The sequence below is a fragment of the Halomonas sp. AOP13-D3-9 genome (assembly GCF_052379125.1).
GTDB lineage: Bacteria > Pseudomonadota > Gammaproteobacteria > Pseudomonadales > Halomonadaceae > Vreelandella.
Genome location: NZ_JBQSYH010000009.1, coordinates 82,653 through 104,476, shown reverse-complemented (window position 1 = coordinate 104,476; position 21,824 = coordinate 82,653). Strand labels below are relative to the sequence as shown.

At 54.5% G+C, this 21,824-nt stretch carries 19 protein-coding genes, 4 tRNA genes and 1 pseudogene; 12 read left to right on the top strand and 12 right to left on the bottom strand.

Annotated elements, in window-relative coordinates; translation table 11 throughout:
• Nucleotides 1-111: 111 nt before the first annotated feature.
• Nucleotides 112-1,368 (bottom strand): NAD(P)/FAD-dependent oxidoreductase, encoded by a 1,257-nt coding sequence (locus tag ACT3UM_RS11625; protein ID WP_498898922.1) that lies wholly within the window; start codon nucleotides 1,366-1,368, stop codon nucleotides 112-114.
• A 312-nt stretch (nucleotides 1,369-1,680) separates the two neighbouring features.
• On the opposite strand from ACT3UM_RS11625, the gene amt reads away from it, so the two are divergent.
• Nucleotides 1,681-5,061 carry an ammonium transporter gene (amt, locus tag ACT3UM_RS11620; RefSeq protein ID WP_498898920.1) on the top strand — a complete coding sequence of 1,127 codons (3,381 nt, stop codon included), beginning with the start codon at nucleotides 1,681-1,683 and terminating at the stop codon, nucleotides 5,059-5,061.
• Between the two features lie 119 nt (nucleotides 5,062-5,180).
• On the opposite strand, the gene ACT3UM_RS11615 is transcribed toward amt, so the two are convergent.
• The 4 genes from ACT3UM_RS11615 to ACT3UM_RS11600 all read right to left on the bottom strand — a co-directional run bounded on the left by ACT3UM_RS11615 (nucleotide 5,181) and on the right by ACT3UM_RS11600 (nucleotide 5,684).
• Nucleotides 5,181-5,255, bottom strand: a tRNA-His gene (locus tag ACT3UM_RS11615).
• A 34-nt stretch (nucleotides 5,256-5,289) separates the two neighbouring features.
• Nucleotides 5,290-5,364: transfer RNA gene (locus ACT3UM_RS11610), tRNA-His, on the bottom strand.
• A gap of 77 nt (nucleotides 5,365-5,441) precedes the next feature.
• Nucleotides 5,442-5,518 (bottom strand) — tRNA-Arg (locus tag ACT3UM_RS11605).
• Nucleotides 5,519-5,607: 89 nt separating this feature from the next.
• Nucleotides 5,608-5,684: transfer RNA gene (locus ACT3UM_RS11600), tRNA-Pro, on the bottom strand.
• Nucleotides 5,685-5,893: 209 nt separating this feature from the next.
• Between ACT3UM_RS11600 and folD the strand changes: the two genes are divergently transcribed.
• Together folD and mtnN are read left to right on the top strand one after the other, a co-directional pair.
• The gene (gene folD, locus ACT3UM_RS11595; RefSeq protein ID WP_498898918.1) at nucleotides 5,894-6,760 is read left to right on the top strand and encodes a bifunctional methylenetetrahydrofolate dehydrogenase/methenyltetrahydrofolate cyclohydrolase FolD; all 867 of its coding nucleotides are present in this window, start codon (nucleotides 5,894-5,896) and stop codon (nucleotides 6,758-6,760) included.
• Between the two features lie 44 nt (nucleotides 6,761-6,804).
• Nucleotides 6,805-7,512 carry a 5'-methylthioadenosine/S-adenosylhomocysteine nucleosidase gene (mtnN, locus tag ACT3UM_RS11590; protein ID WP_498898916.1) on the top strand — a complete coding sequence of 236 codons (708 nt, stop codon included), beginning with the start codon at nucleotides 6,805-6,807 and terminating at the stop codon, nucleotides 7,510-7,512.
• A 61-nt stretch (nucleotides 7,513-7,573) separates the two neighbouring features.
• On the opposite strand, the pseudogene pyrC reads toward mtnN, so the two are convergent.
• Nucleotides 7,574-8,710 (bottom strand): annotated as a pseudogene (gene pyrC / locus ACT3UM_RS11585) (dihydroorotase); the annotation flags it as partial.
• 122 nt (nucleotides 8,711-8,832) lie between these two features.
• Here pyrC and ACT3UM_RS11580 point away from each other — a divergent pair.
• Genes ACT3UM_RS11580 through ACT3UM_RS11570 form a run of 3 tightly spaced genes read left to right on the top strand, consistent with a single transcriptional unit; the run spans nucleotide 8,833 to nucleotide 11,111 of the window.
• Nucleotides 8,833-9,249, top strand: a complete 417-nt coding sequence (locus ACT3UM_RS11580; protein ID WP_498898914.1) for a hypothetical protein — start codon at nucleotides 8,833-8,835, stop codon at nucleotides 9,247-9,249.
• Nucleotides 9,250-9,256: 7 nt separating this feature from the next.
• A complete protein-coding gene (locus ACT3UM_RS11575) occupies nucleotides 9,257-10,528 on the top strand; it encodes an ATP-binding protein (protein ID WP_498898912.1) in 1,272 nt (423 codons plus the stop codon).
• A gap of 43 nt (nucleotides 10,529-10,571) precedes the next feature.
• The gene (locus ACT3UM_RS11570; protein WP_498898910.1) at nucleotides 10,572-11,111 is read left to right on the top strand and encodes a response regulator transcription factor; all 540 of its coding nucleotides are present in this window, start codon (nucleotides 10,572-10,574) and stop codon (nucleotides 11,109-11,111) included.
• Nucleotides 11,112-11,171: 60 nt separating this feature from the next.
• Here ACT3UM_RS11570 and ACT3UM_RS11565 read toward each other — a convergent pair whose 3' ends face one another.
• Both ACT3UM_RS11565 and hybE read right to left on the bottom strand, forming a co-directional pair.
• Complete coding sequence (locus tag ACT3UM_RS11565) at nucleotides 11,172-11,945, bottom strand: 3-hydroxybutyrate dehydrogenase (RefSeq protein ID WP_035579183.1); 774 nt, start codon at nucleotides 11,943-11,945, stop codon at nucleotides 11,172-11,174.
• Nucleotides 11,946-12,017: 72 nt separating this feature from the next.
• Entirely contained in the window at nucleotides 12,018-12,443 is a 426-nt protein-coding gene (hybE, locus tag ACT3UM_RS11560) for a [NiFe]-hydrogenase assembly chaperone HybE (RefSeq protein WP_035579181.1), read from the bottom strand.
• A gap of 182 nt (nucleotides 12,444-12,625) precedes the next feature.
• Between hybE and ACT3UM_RS11555 the strand changes: the two genes are divergently transcribed.
• Both ACT3UM_RS11555 and ACT3UM_RS11550 read left to right on the top strand, forming a co-directional pair.
• Nucleotides 12,626-12,889, top strand: coding sequence for a GrxA family glutaredoxin (locus ACT3UM_RS11555; protein ID WP_498898908.1), 264 nt, complete (start codon nucleotides 12,626-12,628; stop codon nucleotides 12,887-12,889).
• A gap of 104 nt (nucleotides 12,890-12,993) precedes the next feature.
• Nucleotides 12,994-13,761 (top strand): VOC family protein, encoded by a 768-nt coding sequence (locus ACT3UM_RS11550; protein ID WP_498898906.1) that lies wholly within the window; start codon nucleotides 12,994-12,996, stop codon nucleotides 13,759-13,761.
• A gap of 71 nt (nucleotides 13,762-13,832) precedes the next feature.
• Here ACT3UM_RS11550 and ACT3UM_RS11545 read toward each other — a convergent pair whose 3' ends face one another.
• Nucleotides 13,833-14,498 (bottom strand): CoA transferase subunit B, encoded by a 666-nt coding sequence (locus ACT3UM_RS11545; protein ID WP_133732545.1) that lies wholly within the window; start codon nucleotides 14,496-14,498, stop codon nucleotides 13,833-13,835.
• Between the two features lie 63 nt (nucleotides 14,499-14,561).
• A complete protein-coding gene (locus ACT3UM_RS11540) occupies nucleotides 14,562-15,260 on the bottom strand; it encodes a CoA transferase subunit A (RefSeq protein WP_009286666.1) in 699 nt (232 codons plus the stop codon).
• A gap of 165 nt (nucleotides 15,261-15,425) precedes the next feature.
• On the opposite strand from ACT3UM_RS11540, the gene ACT3UM_RS11535 reads away from it, so the two are divergent.
• From ACT3UM_RS11535 to ACT3UM_RS11525, 3 genes are all read left to right on the top strand, one after another.
• Nucleotides 15,426-16,331, top strand: a complete 906-nt coding sequence (locus ACT3UM_RS11535; RefSeq protein WP_498898903.1) for a LysR family transcriptional regulator — start codon at nucleotides 15,426-15,428, stop codon at nucleotides 16,329-16,331.
• 95 nt (nucleotides 16,332-16,426) lie between these two features.
• Nucleotides 16,427-17,308, top strand: coding sequence for a 1-acylglycerol-3-phosphate O-acyltransferase, YihG family (gene yihG / locus ACT3UM_RS11530; protein ID WP_498898901.1), 882 nt, complete (start codon nucleotides 16,427-16,429; stop codon nucleotides 17,306-17,308).
• 116 nt (nucleotides 17,309-17,424) lie between these two features.
• Nucleotides 17,425-18,222 (top strand): LysM peptidoglycan-binding domain-containing protein, encoded by a 798-nt coding sequence (locus ACT3UM_RS11525; RefSeq protein WP_498898899.1) that lies wholly within the window; start codon nucleotides 17,425-17,427, stop codon nucleotides 18,220-18,222.
• A gap of 80 nt (nucleotides 18,223-18,302) precedes the next feature.
• On the opposite strand, the gene gcvT is transcribed toward ACT3UM_RS11525, so the two are convergent.
• Entirely contained in the window at nucleotides 18,303-19,415 is a 1,113-nt protein-coding gene (gene gcvT / locus ACT3UM_RS11520; protein WP_498898897.1) for a glycine cleavage system aminomethyltransferase GcvT, read from the bottom strand.
• Nucleotides 19,416-19,554: 139 nt separating this feature from the next.
• Nucleotides 19,555-20,964: an alanine/glycine:cation symporter family protein gene (locus ACT3UM_RS11515; RefSeq protein WP_035579164.1), complete on the bottom strand. Its 1,410-nt coding sequence runs from the start codon at nucleotides 20,962-20,964 to the stop codon at nucleotides 19,555-19,557.
• A 390-nt stretch (nucleotides 20,965-21,354) separates the two neighbouring features.
• Between ACT3UM_RS11515 and gcvH the strand changes: the two genes are divergently transcribed.
• Nucleotides 21,355-21,744 (top strand): glycine cleavage system protein GcvH, encoded by a 390-nt coding sequence (gcvH, locus tag ACT3UM_RS11510; protein WP_498898895.1) that lies wholly within the window; start codon nucleotides 21,355-21,357, stop codon nucleotides 21,742-21,744.
• Nucleotides 21,745-21,824: the final 80 nt, after the last annotated feature.

Genomic DNA, 21,824 nt, shown 5'->3' with positions numbered 1-21,824 from the left:
ATAAACTAGCAAAGCATTAGATCACGCGCAAAAATATCGTTCCCTATTACTAGTACCAGTATCCATTACTATCGGCTTAACTCACCTGATCATTAATGAATATAGCGCTAGCTAGAACCTGTCAGCGCGAAAGGGTGCCATATCAATGTCGGTAGGCTGCCCTTCCATCATATCCGCCAGCAGATGACCTGTAGCAGGCCCTAAGGTAAATCCTTGGTGGCCATGGCCAAAGGCCAGCCATAGCCCTGGGTGCCGCGGCGCAGGCCCAATTACCGGCTTCATATCGGGCAAGCAGGGCCGCGCGCCCTTCCAAGGAGCGTCATCACGGCGCTCGCCTAGCGGGAAAACGCTGCGTGCGACTTTCTCTGCTGCGCCCAGCTGATTAACGTCAGCAGGTGCATCCAAGCGATCCAACTCGGCGCCAGTGGTTAAGCGAACCCCGGCATTCATCGGTGCCAGCAAATAGCCGACCTCTGCATCCATGACCCAAAAATTCAGCTTCGCCGGCGCTTGAGGAGCGTAGTGCATGTGATAGCCACGCTTAACAAAGGTAGGAAAGTGATAGCCCAGCTCTTTTAGCCAGCTTCCCGCCCATGGGCCTAGCGCCACCACGACCTCATCTACTTCTAATGTTTCAGGTTCTAACGTTTCAGAGGCGGTATTAACCTGCCAGCGCTCCCCCACCTGCTTAACTGACTTAATGTCCGCCTGCAAAATGCGTCCGCCGTCGTTGCTAAACGCCTCCGCGTAAGCCGCAACCAGCGCACCGGGATCAGCAACGGTCCAGGGATCCAGCCAGTGAATCGCACCGATAATGGTGTCGCTCAGGGAAGGCTCTTTATCCACAAGTGCCGCCCTATCCAGTTGCTCAAACTCCACACCGTAAAGACGCCGCGCTTCTTCAGCCTCTTTTATCCGCGCCGCCAGTTTTTCAGGAGTGCGGTAAAGCTCAAGCCACCCCTGTCTACGCACTAGGTGCTCGGCGCCTGCGGCATCAATCATCGGGCCGTGGGTTTTTAGCGAAAGCTGAATAAGAGAAGCATATTCCGGGACAATTTTCTGGTAAGTCTTCGGCGCCGAGTTCATCCAGTAGCGCAATAACGGGGAAGCCGCGTTAACCATACCCGCCGTGCGATAACGAATATCTACCCGGCGATTAGGCAAGACGCTAAGTAGCGTTTTGACGTCGCGGGGAAAAGGGTACGGCCTAACCGCTTCACGCTGAATGATACCCGCATTGCCAAACGAGGTTTCACGGCCAGGCTGAAGGCGATCCACCAGGGTGACCTCATGCCCCCGCTGGCGCAGATGCCAGGCGATGCTGACGCCGACCATGCCTGCTCCCAAAACTACCGTTTGACGCGCCATTTTGATGCACTCCCTTTCGCCGATTCAAAAGCATAATTGAAGATAGATAACTATTTGAAAAATATCACCAATTCATTCGCATTTATATAGTCGTAAACGCTATTTTTATATCAATAAACAGCAATTAAAACTGCTATAAGCGCTAAAAACGATGACTTCACTATTAGCGGCATAACAATTGCTTAGTTTCTATTAGGAAACCTTAATGGCATTCAGCTAGCGCCGCCGTAAGGGTTTCTTCTCCCACCGCGCAAAACCCATAAAGCACCAAAAAGAAGCGCACTTGCACCAAAAGTTGCTAAGGAAAACATCATGCCTGCCACGCTAGATTTGCATAGCTCGCTGCTCGATACACTTTGGGTGCTCTGGGCAGCTGCCCTGGTATTTGTCATGCAAGCCGGATTTCTCTGCCTGGAGGCGGGCACTACGCGCACCAAAAACGCCATCAACGTCGCTATGAAAAACGTAGCGGACTTTGCCATTGCCGTCAGTGTTTTTTGGTTAGTCGGCTTTGGCATCATGTTTGGCGACGCCCACCACGGGTTAATCGGTACGACGCTGTTTGGTTGGCAGTTAGAAGCTTCCAGTAGCTGGGTGATTACCGTTTTTATTTTCCAGGCAATGTTCTGTGCTACTGCCGCTACCATTGTGTCGGGCGCGGTGGCAGAACGCATGCCCTTTTTAGCCTACACATGGACGGCTCTCTGGATCGCCTTACTGATCTACCCGGTATTTGGCCACTGGGCATGGGGCGGGCTTTTGGGCGGCGCAAAGGGCTGGCTAGGGTCGCTTGGGTTTGTTGATTTCGCGGGCTCGACGGTGGTGCATAGCGTGGGCGGCTGGGTGGCGCTGGCAGCCGTACTCTGTATTGGCCCTCGAACTGGGCGCTTCACCCAGGGCAAACCACCCACCGCCTTTCCCTCTGGCAACCTCCCCCTCGCCATGCTCGGCGCGCTGTTTATGATTTTAGGCTGGTTTGGCTTTAACGGCGGTAGCACCCTGGCGGTTACCGCGCAAATACCCAGCATAATAGCCAATACTATTTTGGGTGCCGTCGGCGGTATTCTGTCAGGCATGCTGATGGGGCTGCGTACGCGGCGCTACGCAGACGTGATGTATGCCATTAATGGTGCCATTGCGGGCTTGGTTGCGGTCACCGCCAGCGCTCACGTGATTTCTTTATCGGCGGCATTTGGGCTGGGTGCAGTTGGTGGTGTTCTGATGGTGTTGACCAGCGAGTGGCTGCTAAAAAAGCATATTGATGATGCGGTCAGTGCCATACCCTCGCACCTAGTCGCAGGCATCTGGGGGACCCTAGCACTGCCCTGGGTAGCTGACTTAACGCTGCTGGATAGCGGCCTGTCTCGATCCGCTCAGTTTGGCGTCCAACTGCTGGGCGTTGTGGTGTGCGGCATCTGGAGCTTTGGCAGCGCCTGGCTGCTGTTTCGTATTACCCGGCGCTTCCTGCCCATTCGTGTCACACCGGAGGCAGAAAAGATGGGCCTCAACCTCGCCGAACATGGTGCCAACAATGAGCTCAACCAACTACTTGAGCATATGCGCCAGCATGAACAGCAGGGCGATATGCGCCAGCGCATTGACGCTGATCCGTTTACCGAAGTGGGCGAAATAGCCGCAAGCTATAATCGTGTCACCGCCGCCCTGGAGCGTGCCGTTGGGCATACCCGGGTAATGCTGCGCAACTTGCGTGATGGGGTGATTACCTGGCAGGCAGACGGCACCCTCACCAGTCTTAACCCCGGAGCAGAGCAACTCTTCGAAGTCGATGCCGAACAGCTTATTGGCCAACCTGTCTCACAGCTATTTCTGGCCCACTCTTTAACACCTGGGGCACGCCATGAAATTAAGCGACGCAGCGCAGATATGCAGGTGCGTTACCTGGAAATACAAGTCAGCGAAGGAGCCAGCGGTTCCGCGTCTGAGCGCTCGGGCATGGTGCGCGACATCACCGAACGCAAACAGCTCCAGGAGCAATTAAACCGAGAGCGCGATCTTGCGCGCACTACGTTAGCGTCTATTGGTGACGGGGTGATTACCTGCGACGCCAGCGGCAACGTGACGTTTATTAATGCCGAAGCGTCACGCTTAACCGGATGGTTACCCGACGAGGCCATGGACAAACCCATCTACAAGGTGTATCAATTAATTGAGGAGGCTAGCGGTGAGCCGCTAAACAACCCAGCCAGACAAGTGCTCACCCAGCTAACGCCAGTGCACTCCACCGAACACTGCCTGCTGATGAATCGTAATCACGCGCAAACCCCCATCCAACACAGCGCTTCTCCGATACGTTCGCGGAGCGGCATCACCCTAGGTGCAGTGGTTGTTTTTCAGGATGTTAGCCTCACTCGCCAGTTGACCGAACAGCTCAGCTATCAGGTCAGCCACGACAATCTAACCGACCTGCTTAATCGCCGTGCCTTCGAATCCGCACTCACCACACTACTCAACCGCGACGATGATCACCATGTGCTGTGTTATCTGGACCTTGATCAGTTCAAGATCGTCAATGACACCTGCGGCCACCTAGCAGGAGACGAACTGTTACGCCAAGTGGCGTTAAAACTCAAAGACCATGTGCGCAGCAGCGATATCGTCGCCCGCCTGGGCGGTGATGAATTCGCTTTGCTGCTACCTAATTGCGCCATAGAGCAAGCAATGACGATAGCAGAATCGCTTCGCTGCGATATCGAACAGTACCGCTTTGCCTGGCAAGGGCACACCTTTGGTATCGGAGTGAGCATTGGGTTGGTGGAACTCACCGCGGCCCAGCCCATGCAATTAAGCCAGGCACTCCACGCCTCTGACGCGGCGTGTTACGCCGCCAAAGAGGCCGGTCGTAACCGCATTCACTGCTATCAGCCTGACGATCATTCTGTGCTGGAGAAGCACGGTGAACTGCAATGGGTGCAGCGCTTGCAAAATGGCTTGGATAACGACACCTTCCGCCTTTTTACTCAACCGATTACAGCCGTTTGTGCTGACGCCCCCGGCTACCGTGAAATTCTGCTCCGCCTTGAAGAGCAGGGAGAGGTCATTGCGCCGGGGAGCTTTCTGCCCGCCGCGGAGCGCTATCACTATATGGTACGCATTGACCGCTGGGTTATCCGTAACACCCTGGCCTGGCTAGGGGATCAAAACCGCCACGCAGCACTGCCGTCACATAGCCTGTGGGGTATCAATCTTTCGGGCGATTCGCTTTCTGATGCTGATTTTTGCCAGGACCTTATTAGCCAAGTTGCCAAAGCAGAGCTACCCCACGGCACGCTGTGTTTTGAAATTACCGAAAGCACCGCTATTGCCCAACTCTCAAGGGTTAGCGAATTAATTGCCACCCTAAAAGAGTACGGCTGCCGCTTTGCACTGGATGACTTCGGCACCGGCCTCTCCTCTTTTAGCTACTTGAAGCAGTTGCCCGTCGATTATTTGAAAATTGATGGTAACTTTATCCGCAATGTGCATCAGGATCCGATTGACCAGGCGATGGTTGAGGCGATTCATGCCGTCGGCAAGGCGCTAGGGATTGAGACCATCGCTGAATTTGTGGAGACCCAGGCGACGCTAGATATGTTGCACCATATAGGAATCGGCTACGCTCAGGGGGATTTGCTCGGCAAGCCTGAACCACTCACTCATATGGCGGGCCACCGCATTAAAGTGATGCCGCGTTAGCAAGAACATGGAAAGCCTAAAAGCCAGAAACGCTAAAGTCCCATTTAAGGTCGTCATTTCTAAAAAAGAAACTGATTAGAAGGAAATAACAATAACAGAAGGGGAATATGCGGGGATAATGGGGTGGATGATGGGACTTGAACCCACGACCACCGGAGTCACAATCCGGGGCTCTACCACTGAGCTACACCCACCACAACCTAAAACTGGAAACGCAAATATTGTCACTGGGGTGGATGATGGGATTTGAACCCACGACCACCGGAGTCACAATCCGGGGCTCTACCCCTGAGCTACACCCACCAAAGACAATCTTACGTAAAAACAAACAGCATGCGCTTGAAGATATGACCCTGACAGGTTGTTACCACTGAATTAAGTGGCACGCCCAGCAGGAATCGAACCCGCAACCTACGGCTTAGAAGGCCGTTGCTCTATCCGGTTGAGCTATGGGCGCACAAAGAGCATTCGGAAGTAAGAATACTGATGAGCTAGACCACAACCGCAGCTTGGAAAAGCAAACTACTACCTTTCGTGCTAGATGAATGGTCGGGATGGAGGGATTCGAACCCCCGACATCCTGCTCCCAAAGCAGGCGCGCTACCAGACTGCGCTACATCCCGATTTTTATCACCTTAGACGCTACCGTGCTGCCCGTCTCAAGCGAGGCATATATTACTATTTTTAATTTTAAAGTCAACCATTAAAGTGATTGTTAATGAAGGCGCTTTGCCTGGATGCCCCAACATGCGAAAATTGCCGTCTTTAAGGCGCTGTTGCGTGAGCGCTTTAATGCCTAGGCTATTTTTAACATTCACAGGGACTCCATTACATGACCGCCCAACTAATCGATGGCAAAGCCATCGCTGCTACTGTCCGCCAACAGGTTGCCGAAAAGATCGCTGCACGCCGTCAAGCAGGCGGGCGGGCACCGGGGCTAGCCGTGGTTGTGGTTGGGGACGATCCCGCCTCTCATGTGTATGTCAGTAATAAGCACCGCGCCTGCGAACAGGCTGGCATTCTCTCATTTCAACACGCCCTGCCTGCCTCGACCTCACAGCATGAGCTGGAAGCCCTGGTTGACCAGCTCAACAGCGATCCTGCCGTTGATGGCATTTTGGTGCAACTACCGTTGCCCAAACACTTGGATGCAGAGCCTATTCTAGAGCGTATTCTCCCTGGCAAAGACGTCGATGGCTTTCACCCTTACAACATTGGCCGTCTAGCACAGCGTATGCCCGCCCTACGCCCTTGCACGCCGAAAGGCATCATGACCCTGCTGGCACAGAGCGATATTGCGCTACGCGGCCTGGACGCTACCGTCGTGGGCGCCTCTAACATTGTAGGCCGCCCCATGGCGCTGGAACTGATGCTGGCAGGCTGTACCACTACCGTCTGCCACCGCTTTACCCAAAATCTTGAAGCCCACGTAAGCCGCGCCGATATTTTGATTGTGGCTGTCGGTAAGCCCGGCATCGTCAAAAGTGAGTGGGTTAAGCCGGGTGCGATAGTGATCGATGTGGGTATCAATCGCCAAGAAGATGGCAAGCTAAAAGGCGACCTCGACTTTGCTGCTGCCGCCGAACGCGCCAGCTTTATCACCCCGGTACCGGGTGGTGTGGGGCCGATGACAGTAGCAACGCTGTTGGAAAATACCCTGGAAGCCGCTGAGCAGCACGATTTAGCCCAACAGGCATAGCCAATTCAGGCATTATGAAATCATTTATCTAGGAGCATGGCGCAGTGAAGCGTATTGGTATTATTGGCGCAATGGCGCAGGAAGTAAGCACCCTGGTGGGTCAGCTGGACGCCCCCCAACGCTATGAGCACGCTGGTTTTGTCTTCCATACCGGCACGCGTTATGGCCTTGAGGTCATTGTGCTGCAGTCAGGGATTGGCAAAGTCAATGCCGCGGTAGGCACGGCTATTCTATTAGAGCGCCACCAGCCCGACGCTATTATCAACACCGGGTCTGCTGGAGGCTTTGCCACTGATTTAGCCATTGGCGATGTGATTATTTCAGACGAAGTGCGTCACCACGACGTTGACGCCGTGGTGTTTGGGTATGAAATAGGCCAAGTGCCAGGGATGCCCGCCGCCTACTTAGCCGACGCAGCACTGCGAGAAGTTGCGCGTAATGCCATCGCCTCGTTAGGTGAAGTCCAAGTACGCGAAGGCTTGATCGCCACTGGCGACGCCTTTATGTCAGACCCTGCCCGAGTAGACGCGACCCGCGCCCAGTTCCCCAGCATGCTGGCGGTAGAGATGGAAGGCGCCGCCATTGCCCAAACGTGCCACCTGTACCAGTGCCCTTTCGTGGTAATCCGCTCGCTCTCGGATATCCCCGGCAGTGGCGACAACCACCTCTCCTTCGATGAGTTTCTGGAAGTGGCCGCCGATCACTCATCACGCATGGTTGATCAAATGCTTAAGCAGCTTGGCAACACCTAACAGGACTTGCTAAACGCTCGATGCCGTCGACCGTTAAACCGTCGACGGCACTCTTCCCTCGCTAAGACTTAATCATCCAGCCAAGCATCTCCCCCGCCAAAAGCGGAATAATTTTCTCCCCCTGGGCGTAAGGATAACTCTCAGGCAGCGTCCACTCGCGTCGCTCAAGCGTAATAGTGCCTGAGTTAGCTGATAGCCCATAAAAACGCGGCCCATTAAGGCTGGCGAAAGCTTCCAGCTTGTCCAAAGCATCCATTTCATCGAAAGCAGTGGCGTAAAGCTCAATGGCCGCGGGTGCGGTATAGGCACCGGCACAGCCGCAGCTTGACTCTTTAGCGCCCTGAGAATGGGGCGCACTATCGGTGCCCAAAAAGAACTTATGGCTACCGCTGGTGGCTGCTTTGAGCAGCGCCTGGCGATGCTGCTCACGCTTAAGGATGGGCAAGCAGTAGTAGTGAGGACGAATGCCACCCACCAGCATCTTATTGCGGTTAAACAGCAGGTGATGGGCGGTAATGGTAGCGGCCACATTATCCGGTGCTTGGGCAACAAACTCCGCTGCCTGTTGGGTAGTGATATGCTCGCACACCACTTTTAGCGTTGGATGACGCTCCATCAATGGCTTCATCACTGTTTCAATAAATACCGCTTCGCGATCAAAAATATCGATCTCGGCATGGGTGACCTCACCGTGCACCAAGAGCGGCATACCGACTTTAGCCATCATCTCGATAGTGGCATCACAATGAGCTAAATCGGTAACCCCAGAATCGGAGTTAGTCGTGGCGCCCGCAGGGTAGAGCTTCACCGCTTTAACAATGCCACTTTGCGCCGCACGCTCGATCTCTTCAGGCGGCGTTGTATCAGTGAGATAGAGCACCATTAAAGGCTCGAAGGTACTGCCCGCTGGCAAGGCAGCAAGAATACGCTGACGGTATTCAAGCGCCTGGGCCGTGGCAGTCACTGGCGGGGTGAGATTGGGCATAATGATCGCCCGCCCCATTTGCGCGGCGGTATGACCTACTACCGCTTTAAGCGCCTCATCGTCGCGCAAGTGAAGGTGCCAATCGTCTGGGCGGGTCAATGTCACAGTGTCCACGGCAAGTCCTGTAATGGTGATGAATCGAATAAAATACGGTGTACACAGTATACGCAATTGCGCACTCGGATAAATCCGCCACTCAAGCGCCCACACACTTGCCCAAGTGTCGTATCATGGCGCTGTTTTTGAGACATGGCTTTTTTAGCCCCAGGTCTAACGGTTAGCTTTTACAATCTTTTTATAACAGTTAGTTTTTGACGCTAAGGATTCGGTTATTTATGCAGAACGTGCGGCGCTACGCGGATATTATTGCCAGCCTGGAAGGGTTGATGTGGCTAAGCCTCGCTTGGTCTATTTCGCTCTCCGTTCATATCGGCAGCACAGAACCCACTCTTGCTAGCTTACTGGTGATTGGCGCTCTGGTGGTTTTCTGCTGGGCTCATCGGCCTCTGCGTTACCTGTTGCGCCGCTACCATATTCGTAAACGGCGCACCGATATGTGGATCCATACCCTGGCGCTGCCGCTGCTGCTGGCGATGTTCTTCCACATCATGCTTGAAGCGTTATTGGGTAGCGCCTGGCTGCCGCCTAAAATGTTGCTGTTCAATATATTGGCATCTGCAGGTTGGGCAACCTACGTCATGACCCTGTTTATTAAATTTGTCATTCATGGCTTTAAAGCCAAAACCAAGTAAGCCCAACATGCCAACTGCTCTCCCCCTTCCGCTGTCTACCCCCAACCGCAACCTGGTGCGGCTGACTATTGTGCGCGGCATCACCTGGACCGGTTTTTTACTGGCGATCGTAGTAGGCGTTGAGCTGCTGGCCTTCGATCTGCCGGTAACCGCCGTGGTAAGCGTGGTTATTTCCATGGGCGTGCTCAACATTGCCACCTGGTGGCGCCTGGGGCGGCCTCGTGCAGTGACGCATCTAGAGTACTTGCTGCATTTACTTGCCGATATTACCGGATTAACGCTACTGTTCTATTTCTCTGGGGGGTCTACCAACCCTTTTATTACCTACTATCTGGTACCGGTCACCATCGCCGCCGCCACCCTGCCCTGGCGCCATGCCTGGACCATCGCCGCCTGCTCCATGGCGGGTTACACCTTTTTAATGTTCTCCTACCACCCCATCCCCCAGTTGGGCCATATCAATAGTGATAGCCCCTTGAGCCTGCACATATTAGGCATGTGGCTTAACTTTGGCCTATCTGCGGGTCTGGTGACGTTTTTTATTTACAAAATGGCCCACGCACTGCGTAGCCGTGATCAGGCGCTCTCCCGCACTCGGGAAGCCGCCCTGCGTAATGAACAGGTATTGGCGGTCGCTACCCAAGCCGCGGGCACCGCCCACGAACTGGGCACTCCCTTGTCTACTATGGCCGTCCTTCTCAAAGAGATGCAGGCCGACGCCCCCGCCGGATCGGAGCTTAATCAAGACATAAACCTATTGCGCCAGCAGGTAGACGTCTGCAAATCACGCTTGCAAAATTTGGTCTCTAACGCTGATCGGCGGCGCATGGCGGAACCCGAAGTACTCAATGCGGAAGTGTGGTTAGCGGGCGTTGTGCAGCGCTGGCTAGTGCTTCGCCCGGATGTGAGTCATCAATTCGATGTGGCCGAGAAACGCGGAAGGCCTTGGCTGGCCGTCGATGCCACCCTCGACCAAGCGTTAACCAATCTACTCAATAACGCCGCTGACGCCAACCCTGAGCACATTGCCATACGCTTAGACTGGCAGAGTGAGAGCGTGGTGATTGATATACGTGACCATGGCCCAGGTGTCGCCATGTCGATCGCCGACCAGTTGGGTGAGACGTTTATTTCGACTAAAAGCAAGGGCATGGGCATCGGTTTGTTTTTAACCCATGCCACCATCAATCGCTTTGGTGGCGGCGTAAGCCTGTATAATCACCCGGAAGGGGGTACGCTTACGGAAGTTACGCTGCCTCGCTGCGCGGCGCCAAACTAAACGCGACCGCCCCAAGCACCGCCAGTAATGGATTGAGGACAACATGCAAACGCGAGAGCAACGCCTGCTGATCATTGATGACGACGAAATGTTTTGCCATGTGCTGAATCGTGCCCTAACCCGCCGCGGTTACGACGTTATCGTTGCCCACGACGCAGAGCAGGCCCTGACCCTGGCCGCGCAATATTCACCTGCCATGGCGACCCTTGATTTAAAGCTGGAAAACAGCTCAGGCTTAAAACTGCTTCCCGAGCTACTTGCCACCGTCCCCCAGTGCCGGATTGTAGTGCTAACCGGCTACTCGAGCATTGCCACAGCCGTTGAGGCAATGAAACTTGGCGCGGTTAATTATCTGTGTAAACCGGTGGATGCCGATGATGTTTTAATCGCTTTTGAGCACCAAACTGGCGACCCGGATATTGAGCTTGCTGACAATCCACCCTCGATTAACCGCATCACCTGGGAGCATATACAGAAAGTGCTGCAGGAGCACGATGGCAATATATCCGCCACCGCCCGGGCGCTGGGCATGCATCGCCGCACCCTGCAGCGCAAATTACAAAAACGCCCCGTACGTCGTTAAAGCCTGAAAAAAACCATCTCGTCAACCACGCAAGGTCATTGGCGAGGTCAGGCTGATGACTTAATGTGCCGTCCAGCCTAAATCGATATTAAAGCTCGATCCGGTCACGGCGCCGGCAGCGTCAGATGCCAGGTAAGCGACTAACTGCGCCACTTCTTCTGGCTCGATCAAGCGCTTGATCGCCGCCTGTTTGAGCATGACCTTTTCGATCACTTCCTGCTCATCCATACCGTGCAATTTAGCTTGGTCGGCGATTTGGTTGTCCACCAGCGGGGTTTTAACATAGGCAGGACATACGGCATTAGCAGTAATGCCTTGCTCACCGCCCTCCAGCGCCGCCGTTTTGGTCAAACCGATCATACCGTGCTTGGCACTGATATACGCCGCTTTACCCGGCGAAGCCACTTGGGCATGTATCGAGGCCACGTTAACAACTCGCCCCCAGCCTTTTTCACGCATATGCGGCCATGCCGCCTGGGTCAGCAAGAAAGGCGCCGTCAGCATCAGATCGATGATTTGACGCCACTTCTCTTCAGGGAAGGTCTCGATTGAAGCAACATGCTGAATCCCAGCATTATTGACCAAGATATCTACGCCGCCAAAACGCTTAACCGCATCGGCCACCGCCGCACGGCAGGCATCAGGGTCGGTTAGGTCAGCTTCAAAAAAAGCCGCTCCGGCTTTTTCTGCGATCGCCTTACCCGCCGGATTAAAGTCGACGGCGAGCACTTGATGGCCCAGTTCGCAAAAGTGCTTAACCACGGCGGCACCGATGCCACTGCTGGTACCGGTGACCAGCGCAACTCGCGGCGTTGTAACGGCTTGGGAAGTCATAGGCCATTCCTTTTTCACTACGTAGATGGAAGGTACTGTCTGTAGAAACCCTGTCAGTATAGCTGCCTACACTTAGGCGTTGAGCTCTTTGGCAGGTTGCATTAAACGCGCCATCATTTGCTGTGCCAGCCTTGCAGCCTCCTGCATGCTCTCAAGTTCGCCCAAATCATGCAAAATGGCGCGCTTATAGAGCTTATAACCGCCTGGCAAACGCTCTAGGGATACTTTATAGGCACCTGACGGTAGCGAGAGCGTTAGCGTATCCGCCAAAGGCTCAGTAAGCAGCGATTGATCAGGTAACAAGACTAACCACAGCTCACAAGGCGTAATCAACGCCCCCACCCTATGCTCAGCGCCATGATGCTGAAAGCATAGCGCATCAACCCCTAAACGCGGGTTCCAGCCACTCCTTTGTTTAATGGCGGGTAAGTGGACATCGCGGTACGCCTTCGCCAGTGCAGTAAGGAAAGTGTATTCGTCAGTGGTAAGCATTTGCATAGGCTTGTTCGTTTTTCCAGATGATAACGGGCATTAATGGTTCATGTAGCGAGCTGCTATTGGCGAAACGTGCTCTGCTCAGCCACAATGGGCGCAAATTTATCGCTTAGCCAACGGCTATTTTCCACTCAGTTACTGCCCACTTGGTAACTTAATCTGCTTATCGTAAAGGAGCGCCAGCTATGTTTGTGGTTATTTTTGGTCGAATGTCATGCCCCTTCTGTGTGCGTGCAAAACAGCTTGCCGAGCACTTGGAAAAAATCGGCAAAATTGAGGGTTATCGCTATGTGGATATGCCCTCAGAAGGCGTAACTAAGGAAGATATCGCCAAAACGGCAGGCAAGCCCATTCACACCGTGCCGCAGGTATTTGTCGATCAAGCCCATGTGGGCGGCTTTACTGAATTTGATCAGTTTGTGCGCGACCAGCAGTTGCTTGCCGTTTAACCGCTCGTTAATACCCGTTGAACCCTTGCTTATCTCGCTTGCCTATACTTAGCAGTTATTAAATGGCTCACGCTAGGTGTGCCACTTTGGGCAAGGAGTTCACCATGCAGCGTCAGGAGTTTGTTCAGCAGCTGTGGCTTGACTATGTACATACCCATCCCGATATCGGTGCCCTTCGGCTGTGGCCACTAGCAACCGCAGCCGAATATCTTACCTTAGTCACGCTTAATTACGGCCCCTTTGCCGCCACCGCACTCAGCGGCAACTTAGCCCATATGGGTTACCGCGCTATCGGCCACTACGCCATGGCTGACAGGGGCTTGCTGGTGCATTTACTCTCGCCGAGTGACGGCGGTAGCTGGCTGGTGCTGGCAGAACTGCAAATTGGCACATTATCCAAGGCGCCACGGGAAGCCATCGAAGGACTGGTACGGCAATCGCATCCCCAGGATTGCAAGGGGCATAACTTACTCTGCCGGGGGCGCCCCTGGCCTATGCCTACTTGGGCGCTTTATCACCAGCTGCAGCAAGCGCATCCTTTGGCTGCCTGGATAGCCGTCATGGGACCCCGCCTGCATCACGCTGGCTTTGATTGCGGTCAGCTTGGCGAGCCCTTGGCAGAGCTGGACCAACGCCTCAACGAGGTAGGCATGCCCAGCCTACCGGGGCAGCAGAACGGCGTTTTTACCGTATCGTCGCTGCTTGATCACCGCTTCTACCCCACTACGCCGCAAAAAATGGTGTTCGCCGATGGTGATGAACACCGTCTCTGCCTGGGCGGCCTGGCATTAGTCCAAAAACACGTTGAAGATAACCACGAGCGTATTGCCGATGTTTTGCTCCCCCACCACACGCGCTGCGAGATGGCATAAGACGCTAGCGACAAAAACGCTAGCGTCTCACAGAGTTGCCTATTCAAGCGCTACGCCAATAGAAGTGGGGCTTATTCGGCATCAAACGTCATTTCAGGCACATGGTCAGGCACAATTAACTTGCCCGCCGTTTTCTCGACGATCTCCTCAACGCTTACGCCCGGGGCGCGCTCCTTGAGAATAAAGGCACCGTCTTTGATTTCAAGATAGGCGAGATCCGTCAAGACGCGGTTAATGCAGCCTGCGCCGGTTAGCGGCAGTTCGCATTTTTCTAACAGTTTGGACTCGCCATGCTTGGAGGCGTGCGTCATGGTGCAAATAATGTTTTCAGCGCCGGCGACGAGATCCATGGCACCGCCCATGCCCTTGATCAGCTTGCCAGGAATCATCCAGGAAGCGATGTTGCCCTGCTGATCCACTTCAAAAGCCCCCAGTACGGTCAGATCCACGTGGCCGCCACGAATCATCGCAAACGATTCTGCCGATGAAAAAATCGCCGCGCCCGGGCGAACTGTCACCGTCTCTTTGCCTGCATTGATCATATCGGCATCAAGTTCGTCTTCGGTGGGATAGCGACCCATTCCCAGCAGCCCGTTTTCGGATTGCAGCATGACATCGATGCCATCCGGGATGTAGTTGGCAACCAGGGTGGGAATGCCAATGCCCAGGTTGACGTAAAAACCGTCTTGAAGTTCGCGGGCGACACGCTGAGCCATCTGTTCTCGTGTTAAAGCCATGGTGACTTCCTCTTGTTGAATCGTTAAATGAGAAGCAAGTGTTGCGTTTGAAGGCGCGGTGTATTAGCTGCGCACCGTGCGTTTCTCTATCCGCTTTTCAAACGTGCCTTGAATAATCCGATCCACATAAATGCCTGGGGTATGGATCTGGCTAGGCTCAAGCTCACCCGGCTCAACGATCTCTTCAACTTCCACCACGGTAATTTTCCCTGCCGTGGCGGCCATGGGGTTAAAATTTTGCGCCGTATGGCGATACATCACGTTGCCATAGCGATCCGCCTTCCAGCCTTTCACAATAGCAAAGTCGCCTACGATGGCTTCTTCTAAAATACAGTGTCGGCCATTAAATTCGCGAACCTCTTTCCCCTCACCAATCGGCGTGCCGTAACCGGTAGCAGTATAAAAGGCAGGAATACCAGCGCCGCCTGCGCGCATCTTTTCCGCCAATGTGCCTTGAGGCGTTAACACCACTTCAATCTCATCGTTGAGCATTTGCTTCTCAAACAAGGCATTTTCACCGACGTAAGAGGCCAGAATTTTACTAATTTGGCGGTCTTCAAGCAGTATTCCCAAGCCAAAACCATCGACACCGCAATTATTGGACACCACGGTAAGGTCAGTGACGCCGCGACGCTTGATCTCGGCAATCAGGTTTTCGGGAATACCGCAGAGCCCGAAGCCACCGGCGATGACGGTCATACCGCTCTCGATGCCTTCCATAGCCTCTTCGTAGGAAGCTACACGCTTATCGAATCCTGCCATTGTTGTGCCTCACATTGTTGTTGATGATCACTATTAGCGTAGATGAGTGCTGCCCAAAATACGCCAACTGACGCTAACGATAGTGCCAGTGTTGTGCGAGATGATATATTTGTTAAGTTTGTTTTTCTTATCAATTTATTTTTTAAACTTATAAAAGGTACTTTAATGACCGTCAAACAGCTACGCGCCTTTCTGGCGGTCGCCCAATCCCTCAGCTTTACACAAGCCTGCGAGCGACTGCACCTATCCCAGCCGGCGTTAAGTCTGGCGATTAAAGGTTTGGAAGAATCCCTGGGTGGCAAATTGCTGATTCGCAGCACCCGTAGCGTCAGACTAACCCCTGAAGGCGAGTCGCTACTACCGTTAGCCAAACATTTGCTGGCCCAGTGGGACAATACCGAGGAGCGTTTGCGCCAGCGCTTCACCCTCCAGCTGGGGCGTCTCAGCGTGGCGGCGATGCCCGCCTTTGCCGGTAACTTACTCCCTGCGGCGCTGGTTAAATTTCGCCAACAGTACCCCAAAATCAACATAACCGTGCACGATGTCATCAACGAGGAGGTTACCGCCATGGTGCGCTCCCGACAGGTAGAGATGGGGATCGCATTTTCGCCGGAGGGCACCGGCAGCCTGCTGTTTACACCGCTGTTTGAAGACCACTTTGTGGCGGTCGTACCGCCTGGCTCTCCATTAACCCACTCTTCCCAGCTCGCCTGGTCAGCACTACTCGACCACGATTTCATTACCCTTCAGCGCCCCTCCATGGTGCGACGCTTACTGGAACAGGAGCTAGGCAAGCAGCATATGGCGCTAACGGTGGCCTTTGAGAGCCACCAGCTCTCCACCGTGGGTAGAATGGTCGCCGATGGCCTGGGCGTCAGCGCGGTGCCTTCCATGTGCATTCGCCAAATGCATGAACTGGGCGCCCGCTGCATACCGCTAACGGCGCCCGCTATCTCCTGTCGAGTCGGCATCCTGACTCACCAGGAACTCTCTGTCGCCGCCCATGCACTGCGCACCGTACTGCTTGATACCGTTCAAGCGCCCTCACTCTCTCGACTAACACCAGACTAAGTTGATGAGATGCACAGGGTTTCTGCTGGGCAGCGTGGCTAGGATCATTTAGCATTCAGTATTACGCTATGGGTTTGACGGTAAGGAAACGCGGTATGCCTATTTTTAAGGGGCTGGTTAGCGCACTGCTGCTAACGCTCAACACGCTGTTCTGGGGCGTACCTCTCATTCTGCTGACACTACTTAAAGTCATCGCCCCAGGGCAACGGCTTAGACAATTAGTGCTGCGGGGGCTGAATGGTGTCGCGCTAAACTGGATAGGCGTCAATCTCTGGTGGATGCGCCACTGGCTCAAGCCTGTGCTACACGCCAGCGTGCCCGACCATTTGAGCCCACAGCAGTGGTGGTTGGTGATATCCAATCACCGCAGTTGGACGGATATCTTTATGCTGTTGATGGCGTTGCATCGGCGTATCCCCATGCCACGTTTTTTCTTAAAACGTCAATTAATCTGGATCCCCATCGTAGGATTGGCTTTTTGGGCGCTAGAATTTCCTTTTATGCGCCGCTTTAGCCGCGAACAAGTCGCTAAAAATCCTAAACTGGCCACCATTGATCGAGCGGCTACCGAACGGATGTGTCAGCAGGCGAGGCTCTCGCCCATTGCGATTTTTAATTTTGTCGAGGGCACCCGCTTTTCGGTTGCCAAGCGCGATGCCCAGCAAAGCCCCTACCGCCACTTACTTCGCCCCAAGGCGGGCGGCGTTGCCCAGGTACTTAGTCTGCTAGGCAACCAATTGGATGGTATCCTGGATGTGACGATCAGCTACGCCAACCCCTCGCCAACGTTTTGGGGCTTTTTATGCGGTAGAGAGGCGCCCATAACATTACAGGCACGGCAACTCAGCATTCCTGAGTGGATGTACGCATCAGAAAACCACGAAGAAAAGCAGCATAAGGAACGCTTCCACACATGGATCAATGCACTCTGGTTGGAAAAAGATGGCATGCTGGACAGCCGAACCGATCACGCCTAGCCGGCTGGCTCACTGCTTGGCTGTTAGCGGGACTTCTGGCCGGCTGTTCCAGCGCTCCTCCATCACCATCCCATCGAGCGGCCACTCCTAGCGCCAGCCAGATCAGTGGCAATTGGGTGCAAGTACAGCGTGGCGACACGCTGGGTAAGTTGGCAGCCCGGGCTAACGTGCCACTGGAACGCTTGGAGCGCTTTAACCCAGGTGCCGATACGCGGCGCCTGGAAATTGGGCAACGTCTATTAATTCCTACCCAGCAGGAGCGGGCACCTTCCGGAGGCCCCTACCGCTATCAAATCCGCCCTGGTGATACGTTCTCGAGCATCGCCCGACATTTTGGCACTACCAGTGGCCGCATTCAGAGTGCCAATCCTAGCGCCTCGCCCACTAGCTTGAGAATTGGCCAAATAGTCAGCCTCCCCCTTAGCGGTTCAGCGGCGCGAAGCTCATCTAGAAACTCAGCAAATAGTAGTAGCTCTTCAAGCGCTAACAAGCCTGCCGCTGCTCCTACCAGCAGCGCGCCCAGTCAGGCACTGCCCTCTTCAGCTCGGCGCTGGCCCTGGCCGCTGGAGGATTATCGCGTGGTTCGTCGTTTCGGGCCGGACAGTCGTGGCACTCTTCAGCCCATGCTGCTGGCTACTCAGGCCGGTGCCCAGGCTAAAGCCGTCGCCCCCGGCGAAGTGCGCTTTGCCGACGGTATGCGTCAGCTAGGTGAAGTGGTGATTGTGCACCATGCCGACAATCTGCAGACCGTGTACGCCCTTTGCGAGCGTATTTTGGTCGAGGTAGGCAAGCAGGTGAGCACAGGGGATCCGCTCTGCGAAGTAGGTCAAAGCAGTGCCACCCAGCGCTATGATCTGCTCTTCGATCTGCGCCAAGGTGGCAAGCCCATCGACCCCAAACAGGTACTGCGCTAAAACAGTTGTGTGGTCATACTGTTCTTAATAAAACAGCGGCCCCCTACATAAGCGGGGGCCGCGGGACAGTGGTTACACCTTTATCCCCTGTAGTAGCCCGGTTTTACAAACGGCATGGGGGTCACCACCATGGGTAACTGCTTACCACGAACTACCGCGAACACAGCACTTTGCGGCGTTTCCAGTTCACGACTGACATAGCCCATCGCCACCGGTTTGCCGACACTGGGGCCAAAGCTGCCGGAGGTCACAATCCCAATCTCATTGCCTGCTTCATCTACCAGCGGAGCACCCTCGCGGACCGGCGCTCGGCCTTCAGCTAATAGCCCAACACGCTTGCGGGTGTGATCTTTGGCATCGACCTGATGAAGAATCACGTCAGCGCCTGGAAAACCGCCTGGCCGATCACCGTCGCGGCGACGCGGCTTGCCTATCGCCCAGATCAACCCCGCTTCGACTGGCGTGGTTTGCTCATCCATGTCGTGGCCGTAGAGGCATAAGCCGGCCTCTAACCGCAGCGAGTCCCGTGCCCCCAGGCCAATTGCTTCGACTTCGGGCTCGGCCAGTAATCGCTCGACGAACGCTTCACAGGCATCAGATGCGACGGAAATCTCAAAACCATCTTCGCCGGTATAGCCGCTGCGGCTCACCCATACTTCCTGCCCAGCAATGGTGAAGCGGGCATGCTGCATAAACACCAGCTCGCAGGCTTCAGGGCACAGCCGTTGCATCACCTCACGCGCCTGAGGCCCCTGCAGCGCCAGCAAGCCGCGATCTAGCGACTCAATCGTGTGGGTTGATGCCAAATTAAGACGCAGGTGCGCCAAATCCTGATCTTTGCAGGCGGCGTTCACCACCAAATAGAAGTGATCGCCTGCGTTGACCACCATCAGGTCGTCAATAATGCCGCCCTCGCTATTGGTGAAAAGCCCGTAACGCTGGGCGCCCTTTTCAAGCCCCACTAAATCAGCGGGTATCAGGGTTTCTAGGGCTTCGGCCGTGTTGTCACCGGAAACGCTAATCTGCCCCATATGGGAGACATCAAACAGGCCGCACTTTTGACGGGTGTGCTCGTGCTCTTTTTTGACCCCCAGCGGATACTGCACCGGCATATCGTAGCCTGCAAAGGGGACCATTTTGGCGCCCAGTTTAAGGTGCAACGCGTGCAGCGGCGTTTGCTTTAATTCGGACATGGGGGGCTTTCCTCACTTAAAATTGCTGACTTAAAAACTGTTCGTTCAAAAAATAAGACGGGAAGCCACCTGATTAGTGCCTTCCCGACTCTACCGTTATTCACGTCCATCGACAGCGCCGATTAACGCGCTGCGGCTATTATTGATCGTGATCCAACTCTTCACCCGGCAATACGTCTTTGCCGTCGAAATAGTCCTTGGTTAGCTTAAAGACTACCGGCGAAAGCAGTGCCAAGGCAATCAGGTTAGGGATCGCCATCATGGCATTGAAGGTATCCGCCATGAGCCAGATAAAGCCCAGTTGCGCGATAGCGCCCAATGGGATAGCCAGTACGAACAGCACCCGATAGATCATAATTGAGCGGGTGCCAAACAGGAACTGGCAGCACTTCTCACCGTAAAATGACCAGCCCAGGATGGTGGTAAAGGCAAAAATGGCTAACGCCACCGCCACGATCTGATTACCAAAACCTGGCAGCGCTGCATCAAACGAGAGCGCGGTGAGCGACGCCCCGGCTTCGCCTTCGATCCATACCGTGGAGGTCAAAATCACCAGTGCAGTAATGGTGCACACAACGATGGTATCGATAAAGGTACCCAGCATCGCGATTAAGCCCTGACGCACCGGGTTTTTGGTTTTGGCCGCCGCGTGAGCGATAGGCGCGCTACCCAAACCCGCCTCATTAGAGAAGATACCGCGTGCTACACCAAAACGAATCGCCGCCATAACCGCTGCCCCGGCAAAACCACCGGCTGCCGCCATGGGGTTAAAGGCGTAGTAAAAGATTAAGCCAAAGGCCTCACCGATCTGCCCGGCATTGATGATCAAGACCAGCAGGCCAGCCACTACGTAGGCAATGCCCATAATAGGCACCAGCTTACCCGCCACTTTAGCGATGCGCTTGATGCCGCCCAGAATCACCGCGCCCGCCAACACCATAATGATCACGCCCGTTAGCCAGTGCGGCACACCGAAGGTGGCGTCCATGGCATCAGCAACGGAATTGGACTGGACGGTATTACCAATGCCGAACGCTGCCACGGCACCAAAGAAAGCGAATAATCCGCCCAACCATAGCCATTTTTTACCCAGGCCATTTTTGATGTAGAACATCGGACCGCCCACGTGGAAACCGGTGCTATCCGTTTCACGGTAACGTACCGCCAGCACCGCTTCGGCAAATTTTGTTGCCATCCCCACCAGCGCGGTAATCCACATCCAAAACACAGCGCCGGGGCCACCTAACGCAATGGCCGTGGCGACACCGGCAATATTACCGGTGCCGATGGTCGCCGAGAGTGCGGTCATCAAAGCGTCAAAGGGGGATATTTCCCCTTCGTCACCCTCTTTAGCCGGCGCCGCTTTACCCACACCCGGCTTAGCATCACGTCCCGCCCACATTAGCTTGAAACCCATGCCGAGCTTCCTAATCGGCATCAGTTTCAAGCCAAGCTGCAGGTAAATCCCCACACCGAGCAGCAGAACCAACATGACGGGCCCCCAGACCACGCCGTTGATCGCCCCTAAGAGGCTAGTTAATGCTTCCATGTCCATCTCCTCACTTTGTTGGTATGCAATATGGGTGTGTATTATTGGCTTGTTGCGATTACGGGCTAGCCCTAACGTCGCTATTGTTGGTTAGCGCACGATTTGAATGTTTTACACCATAAACTTAGCAAGCATCTAGGGTGATGTCGCTTGTGCATAGAGGATACCGCTTTTTTCATAACCCAATCTTCCGCACAAACCCTGCGAAAAGTACCTGAGCCGATAACGCTACACAGCAAGCTTTGAAGCAACGAAGAAATTTGTTTCCGATTGGAAACACGTTAACATGCTTGCTTATTCGCTCGATCTACCCCAGCCACTAGTCGCCAAGGCGAACGACAACCGCTAGTATGCTCGGGCCCAGAAAACTGTTTCATATAGGAAAACACCATGAGCAATCTTCCTACTAATCTTCGTTACGCGGAAAGCCACGAGTGGGTGCTGGATAATCAAGACGGCACCGTTACCGTGGGCATTACTGATCACGCCCAGCAGGCGCTCGGCGATGTCGTGTTTGTTGAACTGCCCGAAGTGGGAACCGCCCTAAGCAAAGGCCAAGAGTTTGGCGTTATCGAATCGGTCAAGGCCGCTTCAGATCTCTACTCGCCGGTGGTGGGCGAAGTCGTCGAAGTCAATGAAGCCCTTGAAGACGCCCCTGAAACAGTCAATGAAGCGCCTTACGAAGGTGGTTGGATCATGAAAGTGCGCTTAGAAGGCGACGCCCTTGATGGCCTGCTAGACGCAGACGCCTATCAAGCAACGCTAAGCGCCGACGAGTAAGTTTTGCATTCTTGAGCCTGCCCTTAACGGCAGGCTTTGCGCTGTTTGCTCCTGCACGGTTCTCTCTTAACGTCCGGAAT

Excerpts from the sequence above, each read along its gene's own strand:
- folD (WP_498898918.1), top strand. The coding sequence starts at position 5,894 with ATGACCGCCCAACTAATCGATGGCAAAGCCATCGCTGCTACTGTCCGC.
- ACT3UM_RS11545 (WP_133732545.1), bottom strand. The coding sequence starts at position 14,498 with ATGGCTTTAACACGAGAACAGATGGCTCAGCGTGTCGCCCGCGAACTT.
- ACT3UM_RS11555 (WP_498898908.1), top strand. The coding sequence starts at position 12,626 with ATGTTTGTGGTTATTTTTGGTCGAATGTCATGCCCCTTCTGTGTGCGT.
- ACT3UM_RS11575 (WP_498898912.1), top strand. The coding sequence starts at position 9,257 with ATGCCAACTGCTCTCCCCCTTCCGCTGTCTACCCCCAACCGCAACCTG.
- gcvT (WP_498898897.1), bottom strand. The coding sequence starts at position 19,415 with ATGTCCGAATTAAAGCAAACGCCGCTGCACGCGTTGCACCTTAAACTG.
- ACT3UM_RS11515 (WP_035579164.1), bottom strand. The coding sequence starts at position 20,964 with ATGGAAGCATTAACTAGCCTCTTAGGGGCGATCAACGGCGTGGTCTGG.
- ACT3UM_RS11625 (WP_498898922.1), bottom strand. The coding sequence starts at position 1,368 with ATGGCGCGTCAAACGGTAGTTTTGGGAGCAGGCATGGTCGGCGTCAGC.
- yihG (WP_498898901.1), top strand. The coding sequence starts at position 16,427 with ATGCCTATTTTTAAGGGGCTGGTTAGCGCACTGCTGCTAACGCTCAAC.
- amt (WP_498898920.1), top strand. The coding sequence starts at position 1,681 with ATGCCTGCCACGCTAGATTTGCATAGCTCGCTGCTCGATACACTTTGG.
- ACT3UM_RS11540 (WP_009286666.1), bottom strand. The coding sequence starts at position 15,260 with ATGGCAGGATTCGATAAGCGTGTAGCTTCCTACGAAGAGGCTATGGAA.
- ACT3UM_RS11565 (WP_035579183.1), bottom strand. The coding sequence starts at position 11,945 with ATGACTTCCCAAGCCGTTACAACGCCGCGAGTTGCGCTGGTCACCGGT.
- ACT3UM_RS11570 (WP_498898910.1), top strand. The coding sequence starts at position 10,572 with ATGCAAACGCGAGAGCAACGCCTGCTGATCATTGATGACGACGAAATG.
- ACT3UM_RS11550 (WP_498898906.1), top strand. The coding sequence starts at position 12,994 with ATGCAGCGTCAGGAGTTTGTTCAGCAGCTGTGGCTTGACTATGTACAT.
- hybE (WP_035579181.1), bottom strand. The coding sequence starts at position 12,443 with ATGCAAATGCTTACCACTGACGAATACACTTTCCTTACTGCACTGGCG.
- ACT3UM_RS11535 (WP_498898903.1), top strand. The coding sequence starts at position 15,426 with ATGACCGTCAAACAGCTACGCGCCTTTCTGGCGGTCGCCCAATCCCTC.
- gcvH (WP_498898895.1), top strand. The coding sequence starts at position 21,355 with ATGAGCAATCTTCCTACTAATCTTCGTTACGCGGAAAGCCACGAGTGG.
- ACT3UM_RS11580 (WP_498898914.1), top strand. The coding sequence starts at position 8,833 with ATGCAGAACGTGCGGCGCTACGCGGATATTATTGCCAGCCTGGAAGGG.